Annotated in this window: 9 protein-coding genes and 1 pseudogene; 6 read left to right on the top strand and 4 right to left on the bottom strand. The window is 40.2% G+C overall.

Going from position 1 to position 16,095, the window contains the following annotated elements:
* Nucleotides 1-815 precede the first annotated feature (815 nt).
* From QZ488_RS04850 to QZ488_RS04860, 3 genes and pseudogenes are all read right to left on the bottom strand, one after another.
* Entirely contained in the window at nt 816-2,495 is a 1,680-nt protein-coding gene (locus QZ488_RS04850) for a GGDEF domain-containing protein (RefSeq protein ID WP_293746676.1), read from the bottom strand.
* A gap of 1,079 nt (nt 2,496-3,574) precedes the next feature.
* A pseudogene (locus QZ488_RS04855) lies at nt 3,575-4,105 on the bottom strand (M20/M25/M40 family metallo-hydrolase); the annotation flags it as partial.
* A gap of 809 nt (nt 4,106-4,914) precedes the next feature.
* On the bottom strand, nt 4,915-6,201 hold the full coding sequence (locus QZ488_RS04860) for an amidohydrolase (RefSeq protein ID WP_293746677.1): 1,287 nt from the start codon (nt 6,199-6,201) through the stop codon (nt 4,915-4,917).
* Between the two features lie 445 nt (nt 6,202-6,646).
* Between QZ488_RS04860 and QZ488_RS04865 the strand changes: the two genes are divergently transcribed.
* From QZ488_RS04865 to QZ488_RS04890, 6 genes are all read left to right on the top strand, one after another.
* Nucleotides 6,647-7,399, top strand: coding sequence for a transporter substrate-binding domain-containing protein (locus QZ488_RS04865; protein WP_293746678.1), 753 nt, complete (start codon nt 6,647-6,649; stop codon nt 7,397-7,399).
* Between the two features lie 11 nt (nt 7,400-7,410).
* Nucleotides 7,411-8,454, top strand: coding sequence for a TRAP transporter substrate-binding protein (locus QZ488_RS04870; RefSeq protein WP_293746679.1), 1,044 nt, complete (start codon nt 7,411-7,413; stop codon nt 8,452-8,454).
* Between the two features lie 316 nt (nt 8,455-8,770).
* Nucleotides 8,771-10,960, top strand: a complete 2,190-nt coding sequence (locus QZ488_RS04875) for a prolyl oligopeptidase family serine peptidase (protein WP_293746680.1) — start codon at nt 8,771-8,773, stop codon at nt 10,958-10,960.
* Between the two features lie 338 nt (nt 10,961-11,298).
* The gene (locus tag QZ488_RS04880; RefSeq protein ID WP_293746681.1) at nt 11,299-12,189 is read left to right on the top strand and encodes a LuxR C-terminal-related transcriptional regulator; all 891 of its coding nucleotides are present in this window, start codon (nt 11,299-11,301) and stop codon (nt 12,187-12,189) included.
* A 240-nt stretch (nt 12,190-12,429) separates the two neighbouring features.
* Complete coding sequence (locus QZ488_RS04885; protein WP_293746682.1) at nt 12,430-13,203, top strand: hypothetical protein; 774 nt, start codon at nt 12,430-12,432, stop codon at nt 13,201-13,203.
* A 197-nt stretch (nt 13,204-13,400) separates the two neighbouring features.
* Nucleotides 13,401-14,663, top strand: coding sequence for a serine hydrolase domain-containing protein (locus QZ488_RS04890; protein WP_293746683.1), 1,263 nt, complete (start codon nt 13,401-13,403; stop codon nt 14,661-14,663).
* Nucleotides 14,664-14,713: 50 nt separating this feature from the next.
* Here QZ488_RS04890 and QZ488_RS04895 read toward each other — a convergent pair whose 3' ends face one another.
* On the bottom strand, nt 14,714-16,012 hold the full coding sequence (locus tag QZ488_RS04895; protein ID WP_293746684.1) for a DUF4932 domain-containing protein: 1,299 nt from the start codon (nt 16,010-16,012) through the stop codon (nt 14,714-14,716).
* Between the last annotated feature and the right edge of the window lie 83 nt (nt 16,013-16,095).

Genomic DNA, 16,095 nt, shown 5'->3' on the forward strand with positions numbered 1-16,095 from the left:
CTGGTAAATATAGGGGATTTTGCTGTGGTGGGAATTTGTTGCTTAGGTTTAAATCAGAATTAGCCCTTTCAGGGCCTAATGTCTGGGATCAATCTCTTTGATAGTCCTAATAGATGCTCTGAAATCATTCAATTCAAGTTGTCATGGTAAGGCCGGTTTCTGCAATCTAAGCTGCTCAATTTGCCTTACTCCAAGACACATCCAATTCAAAAGAAGAAAGTCACGGTTATTTAGGGAACTGACACTTAGTGCAAATTGCAGTCATTGATTAGAAGTTGTCTGACAGGCAGCTTCGAGCCTAGAAGCAGACTGTCGAGCGTTAAATCTGATGGGGATGTTTTTGCCAATTGAAGTCATTTGATATTGGATATGACACTATTTCTTTTGTCTCAAGTAGTAGTTTATAAGAGCTGAATTCAAATCAAAAAAATGTTCCGCTTCGTCACCAAAGCGGACATTGCCGTGTTTTCGTTTACTACCAGTTTGAGCAATCAACAGTTACTCAATTTAACTTAGCCGAACGGCTGCTTTGCCCAAGAAAGGGGACGTAGCTATTTATTGTGGTTTCGTCCGGTTTGAGCGAATAGCGGAAAGTCAGTTTCATTTACACCTATTTCAGGTATGAGCGAGAAGCGGAACAATAACTAAGGCATCCTGAGGATCAACCTAACTGGGAAAGCAGTCAGTCAAATTTTTTGTGACGAATCACGGAGTTTTCCCACTAATTGACGTTAATCGTCATCAATCGATTAATAACTTCCATGAAACTTATAAAACTATCAAGGTACATTGATTACCTGACCAGCTCTGAAATTTTAAACGATTTTTGAAATAAAGGTATGATCAGTAATAAAGCAGTTTCTTCCATTAGCCTTTGCTTCGTATAGATACTTATCGGATCGACTTAAAGCTACTTTAAAGGTTTCATTGGTTTTTACCATGGTATAGCCGATGCTAATGGTGATTTCACGTTCTTCTGGAATAGATTTAAAACTCAGTAAACTAATTGATGTTTGCAAACGTTTGGCCAAGTTGTGTAATCCTGATTTATCGGCGACAGGAACCACAATCGCAAATTCTTCGCCACCAATTCGTCCTACACAGTCCACTTCCCTTAAACAGCCATCAAGCGCATTTGCGACTTTTTTGAGTACTTCATCCCCCGCTTCATGACCGTAAGAATCATTAATGGACTTAAAGTAGTCTAAATCCAACATCATCACACCAACGTCATACGTCATTCTTCTGGCACGATTAAGCTCTTTTTCTGCGGTAAGGAAAAACGCCACTCGATTTGCGATGCCCGTCAGACCATCGGTATAGGCTAAATTTTCCAAGTGCTTTTGTTGAGTAAAATCATGTGCCGAGCCATGATAACCGCAAAACACGCCTTGCTCATTGAACTGTGGGGTAGCTGTTATGGTAACCCAGATTTCATCATCATTAATTGAGCGTAACTGGCAATCAATGGCTTCAATTACCGTTCTATCAGTTATTAACCTCGTTAACTTGTCTTTTATCTCGGTAGGTTCAAAAAAAGGTAGAGCATTTACAAAGCTTTGCGGTGAGCTGTTATTAATGGTTAAACCAATTAGGTTGGAAAATTCACTATTCATAGTGCTGACGTTACCAAACTGGTCTAGCTCCCACAGCCAATAACCCGTGGATTGAGTCACCTCTTTTAACTTCAACTCTTTATCTACCAATATTTTATGCAGCTCCGTCTGTGTTTTCTCAAGCGTTTTCGTTTGGCGCTTTAATTCCAGTGTGCGCTGCTCCACCAAATTCTCAAGTGAATGTGTGTGATCATGAACCAACTTGCCCATGTCATTAATTGAAGACTTTAAAAAACTAAGCTCATCTTGCGAGCTTTGTTGTTGGTTTTCGGAAATGGGAGAAAAGGGTGCATGTGGGCTAAAAGACTTTAACCAAGTTGTAATATCTTCAATGTGGCGAATGATTAATTGGCGAAATACTAATAAGATTAGAAAGGAAACACAGAAGGTTTTAATGGCTTGCGATAACAATAATAGATAAAACGTATCGTATAGATTTTTTATCACCTCGTCCTTGTCTGCAATTACTCGCAAGTAGCCTTGCAAGAATTTTCTTTCAAATAGTTCGAATTTTATAGGATATTCGAAATCGATGATGTCGTTATTCGATTTACTACCGAGGTTCATCACTTCCTCAACACCATCGTCATCTATTTTAACTAGCTCTAAATAACTGACCGACTCATTAGCTTTGATGGAATCGATTATTGTTTTAGCAGCAGGTGAATTAAGCTCCCATAAAGCTCTGGCCAACATTTCTGAATATTTATCACCAATCAATCTCACTTCTTGATTAAGAGAAGTCATGCCTTTTTTATAATCGACGAATAACTGCAAAGCAGTTATCAACAGGGTAAACGTTCCACTGATCAGCAGGATACGGATTAGTAATCTAGTCGATAATTTACTTTTAAAAATTCCATTTTTTATCATCGACATCAAACGTTCCCTTGAAAATTCACTATAATTTGAGAGTTAAACTTCTTATAAAACATCAACTTTGTCAATATTTATAAAGACAGGCAAAATAACGCGGGCTATTGGCCTACAGAGGCTAATCGATTAATTTAGTGAGAAACAGTCTCAGTAATGGAGTTTTAGTTTGCGTGTTAATTTCCAATCCAAATATTCAATTTAAATCCCCCCTGAACGTCTGGTTTTTATCCTTTTGAGGACTTGCAGTAGATGCCAAATGAAGATCTGCTTATGGCACAAAGTCCTCCTTAATGTTTAACGCTCGACCGTCTGCTATTAGGCTCTAAGGAGCCTGATAAAGCATATGTTCAGACTGGTAGGCGGTATTGATTAAGTCAATCAGCAACGCAGCTCAAATTTTTCTGATGAAATATCCATGAGTTTACATAGTGTAAAAAAACCTGACAATGCGCTATGACTTGAAAGTTCCGACTGTCCGGTATTAGGCTCACAGCAGCCTGTCAGATAACTCCTGCTTATCGACTGCAACGGCACAAACATCTCCCTCAAGTTTTGCGTTCGAATGTCCGCTTTAGGTCAGAAAGAGAAATCACGTTTATGGTGATCTAACCTCAACAATACGCACAAAGAGAAAATTTCCAGCAGAACTCGTTATGTTGGTTAATCGCTCATTCCAGCGTTTGATACTCGCTTTTCGACTGGCCGAAATTTTGGGCATAGCAGCCGTTCGGTTAAGGTAGGTCGAATGTCCGTTGATCGCACTAAGCGGAAATAAAGGTAACGAACTTCACTGTCCCCTACTGTTAAGAGCACTCTTTGGCTGAATGCTCTGAGAAAGGAGTATTTAATACCTCTAGGTGCATTAAAGAAAACAAGCTGAATTATAAGGATGATAGGTATTAGCCTTGAGTTTTATGCCCTAACGGACACCCTACTCCATGCTTTTTTGACTCGAATCTCTTCTAGCCAGCTCCCAAATTTCAAAAATAATTGGCGAACATATATGTAAGGGATGGTTTATTCATTAGGGAAAATGATAGCGGACGCAGCAAGCGTTAGCAGCGTCCGAAGCGCATTTGAGTTTACAACTTTGCGTAATCTATCACCCAGTTCACATAGAGTTCAGTGCCTGTTTTTAATGCCTTTTCATCGGCGTAAAAAAGTGGTGAATGATTACTTGGTGCAGTGACTGCGTTTTGGCCTTCAGGTGTGATGCCTAGAAATACAAATAGACCTGGGACTTCTAGTGCAAAAAACGAAAAATCTTCTGCGCCAGTGACAAGTTCACTTATGTGGACTTTATCTTTACCTGCAACGCGTTCTATTGTGGGCAGCATTTTTTGTGTGAGTTTAATATCGTTAACCGTAACCGGATAACCCTCGTCAATATGCACGTGCGCTTCGGCGCCAGTTGCTTTGGCGGTCATTTCTGCGGTGGTTTTTAAGTTTTCAAAGATTTGCGCGCGATTGTCCATATCAAAGTTACGAATGGTGCCTTCTAAGTAGACTTCATCTGGAATAATGTTATTTCGAACGCCCCCTTCAACGATGCCAAAGCTCACTACAGCTGGCGCTTTGGTAATATTCACTTGACGGCTAACGATGGTTTGTACGCTACTACCACTTATCTAGATACCACTTATCTAGACACCCATTGTAACAAACATGAAAAACAACAACTGAATCAGGTAATTACGAATAACCTCATTCTAATAAGCAAATATTTCAAAGCAGTAAATCAGTGGCGGAACCACCAAATCACTTGTCGGCACAGCCGATGCTTTTGCCCTACCCTCGCATCTAGGTTCGCCAATTATTTTTGATATTTAGTGGGGCAATTTACAAGGAAGTAAATTGAGTCGTAGAGTGCTGGGAGCACATTACGACGACCGACTAAATATCAAAAATAATTGGATGAAGAACATAACCGGCGAGCGGCTCTTTTTGCTTACTTTTTGGAGCTGCAGCGAAAAAGTAAGTCGTTTGGCAGGGATGCCAATCGAAAACCCGCATAGACGCGGGTGCCCGACAGGGCATAAAACCCAAAACCAACTCAGAAAAATATATGAAATTCTAGGGACAGAGTAAACTTTAAAATTATCAGGACTCTCATTTTAAAGTAATGTTTGAATAGCAGGTGTTACCTTCTAATTTAATGCCCTAACGGGCACCCCCTCCATACGATTTTTGACTCGAATCCCGCGCGGTGTCGGCTGTAAATTGCCCTACTAAATTTACCAGATAATTAGCGAACATACATGCGAGGATAGATCAAAAGACGAAAGTATCAGCTTCGCCAATATCATTTTGATGGCTAAGCCACTGCTTTTTTCGTCTTTAAAGTTTCAATAAAAATGGTTTGTTCTTGGATAAAATGACAGCAAACGCTGCGCGGTTAGCAGCGTCCGAAGCACATTTGAGTTTACAACTTTGCGTAATCTATCACCCAGTTCACATAGAGTTCAGTGCCTGTTTTTAATGCCTTTTCATCGGCGTAAAAAAGTGGTGAATGATTACTTGGTGCAGTGACTGCGTTTTGGCCTTCAGGTGTGATGCCTAGAAATACAAATAGACCTGGGACTTCTAGTGCAAAAAACGAAAAATCTTCTGCGCCAGTGACAAGTTCACTTATGTGGACTTTATCTTTACCTGCAACGCGTTCTATTGTGGGCAGCATTTTTTGTGTGAGTTTAATATCGTTAACCGTAACCGGATAACCCTCGTCAATATGCACGTGCGCTTCGGCGCCAGTTGCTTTGGCGGTCATTTCTGCGGTGGTTTTTAAGTTTTCAAAGATTTGCGCGCGATTGTCCATATCAAAGTTACGAATGGTGCCTTCTAAGTAGACTTCATCTGGAATAATGTTATTTCGAACGCCCCCTTCAACTATGCCAAAGCTTACTACAGCTGGCGCTTTGGTAATGTTCACTTGACGGCTAACGATGGTTTGTACGCTACCAATAATTTGACCCGCTGCAACGATTGGATCAACACCACCCCAAGGCCGTGAACCATGAGTTTGTTGACCTTTCACAGTAATTTCGAAGCGGTCGGAAGATGCCATAAGTGGCCCTTCTCTATAACTAATATGACCCACGGTACCTGCAGACCAAACGTGTATTCCAAATACCGCTTCAGGCTTATGTTGTGTAAAAACGCCCTCTTTAAGCATTAGTTCAGCACCACCTTCTTCATTACCCGGTGCGCCTTCTTCTGCCGGTTGAAATATAAAGACGACTGTACCTGCTATTTGCTCCTTCATTTTGGCAAGTTTTTCTGCCGCCCCCATAAGCATAGACATGTGCAAGTCATGTCCACAAGCATGCATAACGCCTACTTCTTTATTGCGATACTCCGCTTTAGCGGTTGATTTAAAAGCAAGATCGGTTTGTTCCACAACCGGCAAGGCATCCATGTCGGCTCGCAAGGCAACGGTCGGCCCAGGTTTGCCCCCTTTTAACACTCCCACCACGCCGGTATGTGCAACACCAGCTTGTACCTCTAAGCCAAGTGATTCTAAATGTGCCGCAATTACTTTAGCAGTACGGAACTCACGGTTACTTAACTCAGGGTGTTGATGCAAATCACGGCGCCACTCAATCACTTTTTGCTCAAGCTCAGTTGAAATACTAATTGGCTGCTGTGCACGCACACTCAATGACACTAGACTACCCGCTAAAATAGCGAGGGTGAAAGAGGATAATTTCATGGAAAACGCCTTAAAATACTTAGTGATAAACAAATTTTAGTATGCTTGTCTAAGTATGTACTGACAAGAATAAAATACATTCCTAATCACATGTTTTGTAGTAGTTTAGTTACAGTCGCGCCAACGAAAACAGCAACTGAGGCTTGTCAATTACAAAGGGGGGAAGCAACAAAAAAGTGTGAGTCATATGCTGGTGTGAATAACAAAACAATCAGAACAGATACTCTAAAAACATGTTTGAGCTGTGCATATAACCTTCTAGTTTTATGCTCAACTTGTCCCCCTTCCGATAAGTAATCAACTGCTCATTGAATACCACTTATTCCAATATTAAATACTAGGTTCTGTTAAAGCTTTTAAGTGAAAACGTAACCCGTTGAATTAACTAGGGGATATAAATCAAAACTGTTAATGTAAATAATCGCCCGCCTACAGGACCAGTTCTATGACAATGAGTACAATTAAACACTTGTTTACTAGATGTTTATTAACAACTGTTTTTTGTATGGCTTTTGTCGTAAAGGCTGATACCAAAATCAGCTTAGCGGTAACAGAAAGGTGCCCTTATATTTGTGCTGAGAATGCGCTTAATCAAGGGGTGCTGATTGATATTGTAAAACGCATCTTTGATAAAACAGATGTACAAGTTGAAATTCAATATTTTCCAATGAATCGCGCAATGCGCATGCTTGATAATAATAGTATCGATGGTGTAATCGGCATTTTGCAAAGAAATGCACCAAAACTTGTTTATCCCGATGAGAGCATCGGTCAAGTTCAATATTCAATGTACAGATCAGAAAAAAGTGACTGGCTTTATACCGGATTAAATTCACTAAAGGGCCAAATATTAGGTGTTGAGGTGGGAAAATCTTACGGCATCGCCGACAGTTACATTCAACGATATGCCAATGACGAGCGTTTTATATACCAATATTATGGAGATAATTCGACAACGAACTTAATGAAGTTACTCGAAAACGGCTACATAGATGTATTATTAGAAGACAAAAACATTCTCGACTTCCATACTAAAAATGTGCAAGGAGGGAAGCTTGAGGAAGGTGGAACAATTCCTTCAGACCATTTATATATCGGTTTCTCACCAAGCAACAAACAAGCTCAAGAATTTGCAGATCTCGTGACAGCTGGGATCACAAACATGAGAAACACACAGGTGAACTGGCGAAGGTATTAGCGACTTATGGTTTGTCAGACTGGGAAAGTTGGTCACCTACCCACCGAGACCCATTTTCAGGTAATTACCTTGAACGACTAGAAAAAAAATTCTTATACAATAACAAAGCTAAAAAAATTGATACTGCCACCATGGTATTTGAAGGCTCAACCGCTAAAGAAGGTGGTTACTGGAAATATGCGACAAAATTCAAAGAGTCCTTAGAGCGCCTTTCTGGCGGTAAATTGAAAGTACAACTCAAGTTTGGCGTAACAACCGAACATGACATTGTGATGAATATTGCCGAAGGAAAAAGTCACATGGGTATGGTGGCGACGAATAACTTAACCCCTTTTGCACCTTCGTTAGGGTTTCTTGCCTTACCCTATATGTTCCCTAATGAGGCAGGTATCAAAAAATTATTTCACTCTCCCTTGATGAGTGAAATTGCCGATAGAGCTGGTTTGGAGTCAAATGTTCGACCACTGAGTTTCTTTATTGGCGGTTATCGAGTATTGGCCAACAGTAAAAAAACAGTGAGAAAAACCACTGATTTACAAGGATTGCGTATTCGAGTTCCGCGCAATCAGTTAATGATTGAAGCGTTTAGAGCATGGGGTATTGAACCCGTCCCCTTACCCTGGACTGAAGTATGGCCAGCGTTGGAATCAGGAGTTATCCAGGGTCAAGAAAATCCAATTAATATTATTTTTGATGGAGTGAATAAGACTCAAGAGGTGTGGGATATATTAAAATATGTGACTAACATTCGCTATTTTATGTTTACCGCTCCGCATATGCTGTCCGAATCATTTTATCGCCAATTAAGTAAACAAAGTCAGGCTTTAGTCAGACAAGCCGCAAGGGAGGCTGAAGTGTATAGTTGGGAATTGGTCAAAAAAGAAGATCTCAAAATGACTCAATTTGCCAAAAGTAAGGGAATGATATTTACTGACCCACTCAATGAAAAAGACGACTGGCAAGCAAAAGCCCGCTCAATTTGGCCTGATTTCTATTTCAGAGTCGGAGGAAAAGAACTCGTCGATAATGTATTAGAGGTCATTAATGAAAAATAACCCTTTAATTTATTACTCCACATCTTAAATTTTAGGGTTAGAGCCAACTTTAAAACAAGTTATATTCAATTTTAGAGCGATCCAAGTGACTGGAGACAGTGAACAAAAGTCTGCCTATATGATTAATATTTTTATCTCCACCAGCAACAAACCCTAGCTTGTTTAGCCCAATTTCTTTTACACTAACGTCTTATAAGACTCTGTTTAAAATACTGTTTTTATAAGAACTAGTTAAGAATTATGCAAATGTGCCCTACTTGCAAGCTGTTATAAACTTTGTTTAGATAGGGCCCTTTTTTACTTCAAAGAATTCGATATGCACCCATCTTATTTTACACAAGCCCTTTTATTGGGTTCGGCACTGCTCATAAGTGCTTGTTCGCCTCCCGACAATAGTTCGCAAACAGCCGAAGTCACTTCTATTAAAAAACAAGCAGCTAAAACCATGCAATATACCACCCCAGGTCAGACCGATGCGGATCACTTATACCTAGAAGAAGTATTAGGTGACAAAGCCCTTGAAGAAGTGAAAGCCTGGAATAGCAGTACATTAGCCCGTCTGACCGCTGATCCACTGTTTAAAACTTTGGAAGCTGAGGCCCTGTCGATACTGCAAAGTAAGGACAAAATCCCCTATGTATCTTATCGTGGCGGTGCTGTTCATAATTTTTGGCAAGACGCACAGCATGTGCGGGGAATTTGGCGTACATCAAGCCTAGAGAGTTACCTCACCGAGTCACCAAAGTGGGAAACCGTACTCGATATTGATGCCCTTTCTAAAGCCGAAGATAAAAACTGGGTTTATAAAGGCATGACATGTCTGCCCCCCAAATATGAACGCTGCATAATTAATCTTTCAGATGGTGGCAAAGATGCAGTTGTTCGCCGGGAATTTAATACCAGTACTCAATCTTTTATTGAAAATGGCTTTATCACCGAAGAATCAAAAGGTGGCATGAGCTGGTTGAGTGAAGATGCCATGGTAGTTGGTGTTGATTTTGGTGAAGGCAGCATGACGGATTCTGGCTACCCTATGCTGGCTAAATTGTGGCAACGAGGTACACCTTTATCCAGCGCAGTAGAGTTTGCTCGGGGTGAACAAGCCGATGTAGGTTATTGGGCTGGTGTATGGGAGTTGTCTAATGGTAGTCGAGAAATTGTCGCTACTCGCGCCATTACCTTCTACGATTCTGAAACCTATTGGTTTCCACGGAATGCCGACGGTAGCATTGCTCAAACGGTGAAGTTCCCGGTGCCGCTCAAATCTTCAGTATCCGGTGAATTTAAAGGCCAAGTAATAGTAAAATTAGCAGAAGACTGGCGTGAGTTTAAATCCGGTGCCTTAGTCAGTTTTGGCATGGAAGATTTCATGGATGATGGTGAAATTGGAAAGCTGAATTTAGTGTTTAGTCCAGATGAAAAATCGTCAATTGAAAATTTTGGGTCAACTCGGTCTAAGTTATTGGTGAGCATTTATCGTGATGTCACAGGTGCGGCCTATGAATTTGATTGGAACGGCGAACAGTGGAACTCGAAAAAACTCGATTTTCCGACCAATGGCTCGGTTTCTATAGGTAGTACTACCGACAAAGAAGATGTCGCCTTTATTTCGACTGAAAGCTTTTTAACGCCTGACACGCTGTATACCTACAATACTCAAACCGGTAAAAAAGCCATCGCTAAGTCTTTGCCAAGCTGGTTTGACGCAGAGAGTATGATTAGCGAACAATTTTTTGCCACCTCGACAGATGGAACCCAAGTTCCTTATTTTGTGGTACGTAAAAAAGATTTAAAACTGGATGGCAGTAATCCAACACTGCTTTATGGATATGGCGGTTTTGAAGTGTCACTTAATCCAAGTTATTCAGCAACCCGTGGAAAGCTATGGATTGAACGGGGTGGTGTTTTTGTACTGTCGAATATCCGTGGCGGCGGTGAATATGGACCAAGCTGGCATCAAGCAGGCTTAAAAACCCTACGTCAAAATATCTATGATGACTTTATCGCTGTAGCCGAAGACCTGATTGCCAAAAACATTACCTCAGAAAAACATCTTGGTATTGAAGGTGGGTCTAATGGTGGATTATTGATGGGGGTAATGTTTACTCAACGTCCTGACTTATTTAATGCTGTAGTGTGCGCGGTGCCGTTATTGGACATGTTGCGCTACCACAAGTTGCTAGCTGGAGCATCTTGGATGGGTGAGTACGGTGACCCAGAAGATGAAACTGAAGGCGCATTTTTACGCAAAATTTCGCCTTATCACAATGTTGATCCACAAGCCGATTATCCAGAAGTGTTTTTTATTACTTCAACCAAAGACGATCGAGTTCATCCTGCACATGCACGTAAAGTCGCAAAACGTATGGAAGACCAGGGACATGCGTTTTTGTATTACGAAAATATCGATGGTGGACATTCTGCCGCGGCTAACCTAAAAGAAACCGCCAAGCGATTAGCCTTACAACATGTTTATTTGATGCAAAAATTGCAAGGCGGCAAATAGTTTATCAATACATTTTAAGCTAAATATTATTGCTCGGCTTAATCAAGTCGAGCAATAATACTAATCTAAACGTAAGAAAATCTCGTTTAATCCACCACCGCATTGCTCACCGTTTTCTATTTTTAATCCAAAAACACATTTAAGTCTTTGCGCCTAGGTCATCGACTGGTAAATTTTTGCCAGTATTTTTTGCCAGCGCTGTCAGCAAGTCAAAAGCCTTCTGTTCACTGAATCAAGGTCTATTGCATAGTGCGGGATTACTATTTATTCTTCTCTGACTCACGATCTAAGTTGTTAGATGTTTAGCGATTTAAACAATAGGCTATTAGCAACCACTCATGATCCATTTATATTTTACGTTTTATTTAGTATCCCTGCTCAGTGGTGTGGCCTTAATTACTAATCAGAATTCACGGCATAAAAATTCGCCCGCATTTAAAGAATCATTAGCCATTTATTTAGTACTCACCTTGTTTATGATTTTGGGTACGGGAAGTCTGTATATCACGGCTAATGTGGTGAATAGCCCTTATATTATGCAGACATTTTTATCTGGTGCTTGTGTGATGATTGGTAGCCTTGTTTATCTATTACCACGTTATAACCATATTTTATTCCAACTTGATTTCACTCAACAAAAACAGTTTATATTTTTAGGATTGCTACTAATCTGCTTTTTAATTGGGATTGCAATTTGGTATGTTCCTACTACCCAATATTTAGTCGTATCAGGCATTCCCATTTGTATTTTGATTGTTGTGGTTATCTATACTCAACAGTTATATTTTCGCTATTACCAGCAAGTTTTCACTTCAACCAAACCCAAACTAATTTCCAGCGCAATGCCTTTGATATCAATTGGCTTAGCGATAACAGAGGTATTATTTTGGGGCAGTGAAACAATGACTCATGGCGTGACCCTAAGTTTACCATTGATCTATTTACTGAATAACTGTGTGATGTGGTATTTTCAAAATGAACTCTATCCGGCTCCCGTGGCTAAGCCCAAAACGTCCGATTCGCAATTTGAATTACCTGATTGTCTTACCAGAAAAGAGCAAGAAGTAGTGATGGCGGTAACCAGTGGTTTAAGCAATAAACAAGTTGCAGATAAACTTTGCATTTCACCCAGCACCGTAAAAAATCACCTATCGAGTATATTCAAAAAGATGGAAGTGACAAATAGAGTCGCGCTCATCAATCGAATCTCTTCACCTCTAAGTGAATAAGACGTAAATCCACTAATAGGACGATTTTCCTAGTTGTTTTAGCCCATATTGGGAGGTATTTCCTATATTACCTGCCCATCCTGCCGTTTAAGCTGAGCCTCACTTCTTAAATACCTTGGAATTTACATGCACCATCAAACTAGGTTTAATTTTACCTCCGCTCTTCAATTACTAATTAAAACCATTGGGCTTAGCCTTTGACATTTTATCGCATTGATTGTAGCAGCCACATTAGTTGGCATGTTTACAACCGCATCTAGCGCTAACCAAGAAGAGCTGGATGGATTGGCATTCGCTTCTGTTAGTGTGATCGAAACCTTAACCATGATGTGGTTGCTGAGTCGTATTAACCTAACTGGCGTAAAACTGACCTGTGTTGCCATTTTGTTTTTTCACGGTACTAAAGTGTTTATGATGATGATTGAAGCTGCTTTTTTTCTAAACATTTGGACAACCACGCCATTGATGTCTTTAGCAGAGATTAATGCGATGGAATTACAAGGTTTAGTCATGGCGTTACTGTACTGCCCAGTTTTAGTCTGGTCTATGGGGAAATGGGGTGACAAAAAATCAAATGCTGCATCCTTAGCATTTCCCCAACGGTCTGCTTTGGGTAACCTAACAACCTTGACTAAACGTTTGCTCGTAGTAAGTGTAGTTTATGCGACTTGCTACATATTAGCGGGTATGTTTATTTTAATTCCCCTAGCAGGCGAGTCATTTCAACCCACTTATGAACACTTACAGGTTCCCGTTTGGATGCCTTTATTTCAAGTAGCCAGAGGCGTGTTGTGGGGACTGATATTGTTACCCATAGTGATACATTTTTCAGGTACAAAGCGTCAACTGCGCATTAGCGTTGGTTTGGGATTAGCGGCACTGGGGTCAGCACAACTGCTATACCCCAATCCACATATGAATGAAGCATTGCGATACGCACATATTGTAGATATAACAGTTTCCATGTTTGTTTTTGGTTGGATAGCATGCTGGATTTTCGCTCTTCGAAAATAATACCCTAAAGGGCCATAATGTATTTTGAATGGCTGGTTTATTAAATAACCTAAACTCAGGTTATTTAATAAACCAGTTCCTTCTTATCAATTTTCGAAGCATAACCTTGCGATATGCAGTCCAATCATTCAAATCAACTTGCCCCCTTCTCAACTCTGTTTAAACTGTCGGCTCGAATAAAATGTTAAGGGGATGTGATGAGGTTTATTTTTGGGTTAATGCTTTGCTGTTCGTTAATGGCTTGCCAGTCAACTGTTGTCGACGCAAAAAATACAGCTAACTTAGCTGAATCAGTAGGATTTTCAACCGAACGACTTGACCGGATCGCACCGGTTATGCAGTCTTATATTGACCAAGGAAAATTAGCCGGCACTTTGACCTTAGTTGCCAAAGACGGAAAAATTGTATATCTCAACGCTCAAGGTATGCAGGATAAAGAAGCTGGTAAATCTATGAGTGAAGATACCATCTTCAGAATTTACTCTATGAGTAAACCCATTACAGCCGTTGCCGCCATGACACTCTGGGAACAAGGCAAGTTTCACATGTTTGACCCCATTTCTAAATACCTACCTGAATTCAAGGACATGAAGGTCTATGTGAGTGGGGCTGGAGACGATATGGTGCTTGAAGATGCCAAAAGCCCCATTCGTATAATCGACTTATTTATGCATACCTCTGGTTTAAGTTATGGTTTTACTGGTAGCGAAGTAGACAAACTGTATCAACAATTGTTATCTAAACCTGACGAATTGAACCGCAGTAATATACTCAGTAAAATGGCTGCACTGCCTCTCGTCCACCAGCCTGGCACAGCATGGAATTATGGTGTATCAACCGATATCATTGGTTTTTTAATGGAAAAACTTAGTGGTAAAAGACTGGGTGAATATATGCAAGAAACTATATTTTCACCTTTAGGAATGAAAGACACGGGCTTCCATGTACCGGCTAATAAAGTTGATAGACTCACGCAGATTTACACTGCTGATAGAAAAACGGGTAAAACCATCGTCATGCAGAATGAGCCTTTAGGTGACTACATGAGCGATCCAGAAATCCACAATGCTGGCGGTGGATTAGTCTCCACAATGCAAGATTATTTTACCTTTGCACAAATGATGCTGAATGGCGGTGAAATCAATGGTGTAAGGATTTTAGGTAGAAAAACGGTTGAATACATGAGCAGTAACCACTTGCCTAACAACTTAATTCCTTTTAACGCAGATTCACAAGGCGAAGGTTATGGCCTTGCGATGTCGGTCACAGTCGATCCAGGTATGTCAGGGTTTATGAGTTCAAAGGGTAACTTTGGTTGGGGAGGAGCTGCCTCGACTTATTTCCGAGTCGACCCAGTAGAGAAAATCATATTAATATCAATGGCCCAATTTATACCAATGGGTTTCCATCGCTATCATGATGATTTCAGAAACCTTGTCTATCAAGCATTAGTAGAATAAAAAAATTGTGGTGCGCCTTAACTGGCGCATCAATATCACTTAATAATTGTTCAATTGACTTTTAGCCAATTAATAATGGGGTCATACAGGTCTACGATAGTTTGCCCTGGACGTCTTTTTTCATACAACCGAGTCAACTCTTTATTAAATGTCTTAAATTTATAAAACCCGCGTTTATTCACCATAAAATTTTCGACATAATTTTTTATCATTAAATATTCATCCGTAGAATATTTGTCCATGGCGTATAACAAAAATACTGACCATGTCATGTATTCGTTAAATGTGGAATAAGGTTTATTGTAGCCCCCACCTTTGTACCATGTACTTAAGTCCGGCAAAGCTAGGTCAATATCTTCAATGTAGTTATCTGAAACCGGGTTAACATAAGCATGATCAATTTCAGTAAAAAACGAACGGCTTAATTTTATTGCCCGAAGCGACGCAGAATCTGCTGCTTTCTCGTAACGATTGGGGCCACTGATAAACATCACCGATTCTTTAAAATCACCGTCTGTATACATACGCGCGCTATGATTGCCCGCCCCTAGAGGCGAGAAAAACACTTTGTAACTTTGATATTTGGCGGGGAACTGCGACTCTAACCATTTCCAGATATTTTTCGGTTGGGTGTCTGTTAGAAACTGCTTGGTTAAGCCCAGATAATAAAGCTGTTGCTGCTGGTAAAACGTCCTAAAATTACTGGTTTCAGCAAAGTTCTCTAACAGTTCTAAGTTGTCTGCCACAGCGTCTTGCGCTCTAAAACCATTGTAAATATCTGAACTTTCTATTTTATCATTAACAAAAACATACGCTGGACCGTTTTCAACAAGGGAATAATAATCAACATTGTTCAATGCGCTAAACAACGCATGGTCTTTGAAAGGAGCAAACCATTTAATCATCTGAAGATAATAATCTCCTTCCGAGTGACTACCATAATTTGTTTGATGAAACTTATCTGCTAACGCCAAGACTATATTGGTTAGCTCGTAAACCTCAGGGACCTCGGCTGTTACTTTTCCTCTGTGCTGTTGAATATAGGTATTGTCATACTGAGCAGGTTTACCTTGGATGCTGAATGAAATGGACTTTGTTATATTGTTTAGCTTTAAATATACTTTTTCCGTCTCTTTACCTTGGTAAAAAATAGACAATCGTTGCTCACCATACTTAAATTCAGCCGTTGGACTTGCTCCCCAATGGGTCAGATATATCACTTGCTCATTTGGCAAAGAATCAAAATCCAGCTTACGACTAAAATAGCGATAAGTAACTAATTCAAAATTAGAGTCTTCCAAGGTAATTGTGTGTTGGTGAACAGGTGTTTCTGCACAACCGAAGAACATAAAAATAAGGCTATGTTTGTATTAACTGTTGTTGAACACTAAACATACTGTTTTTATTGAACTTTTCATCATTGTCCAAATAT

This window comes from uncultured Paraglaciecola sp. (genome assembly GCF_913020055.1).
GTDB lineage: Bacteria > Pseudomonadota > Gammaproteobacteria > Enterobacterales > Alteromonadaceae > Paraglaciecola.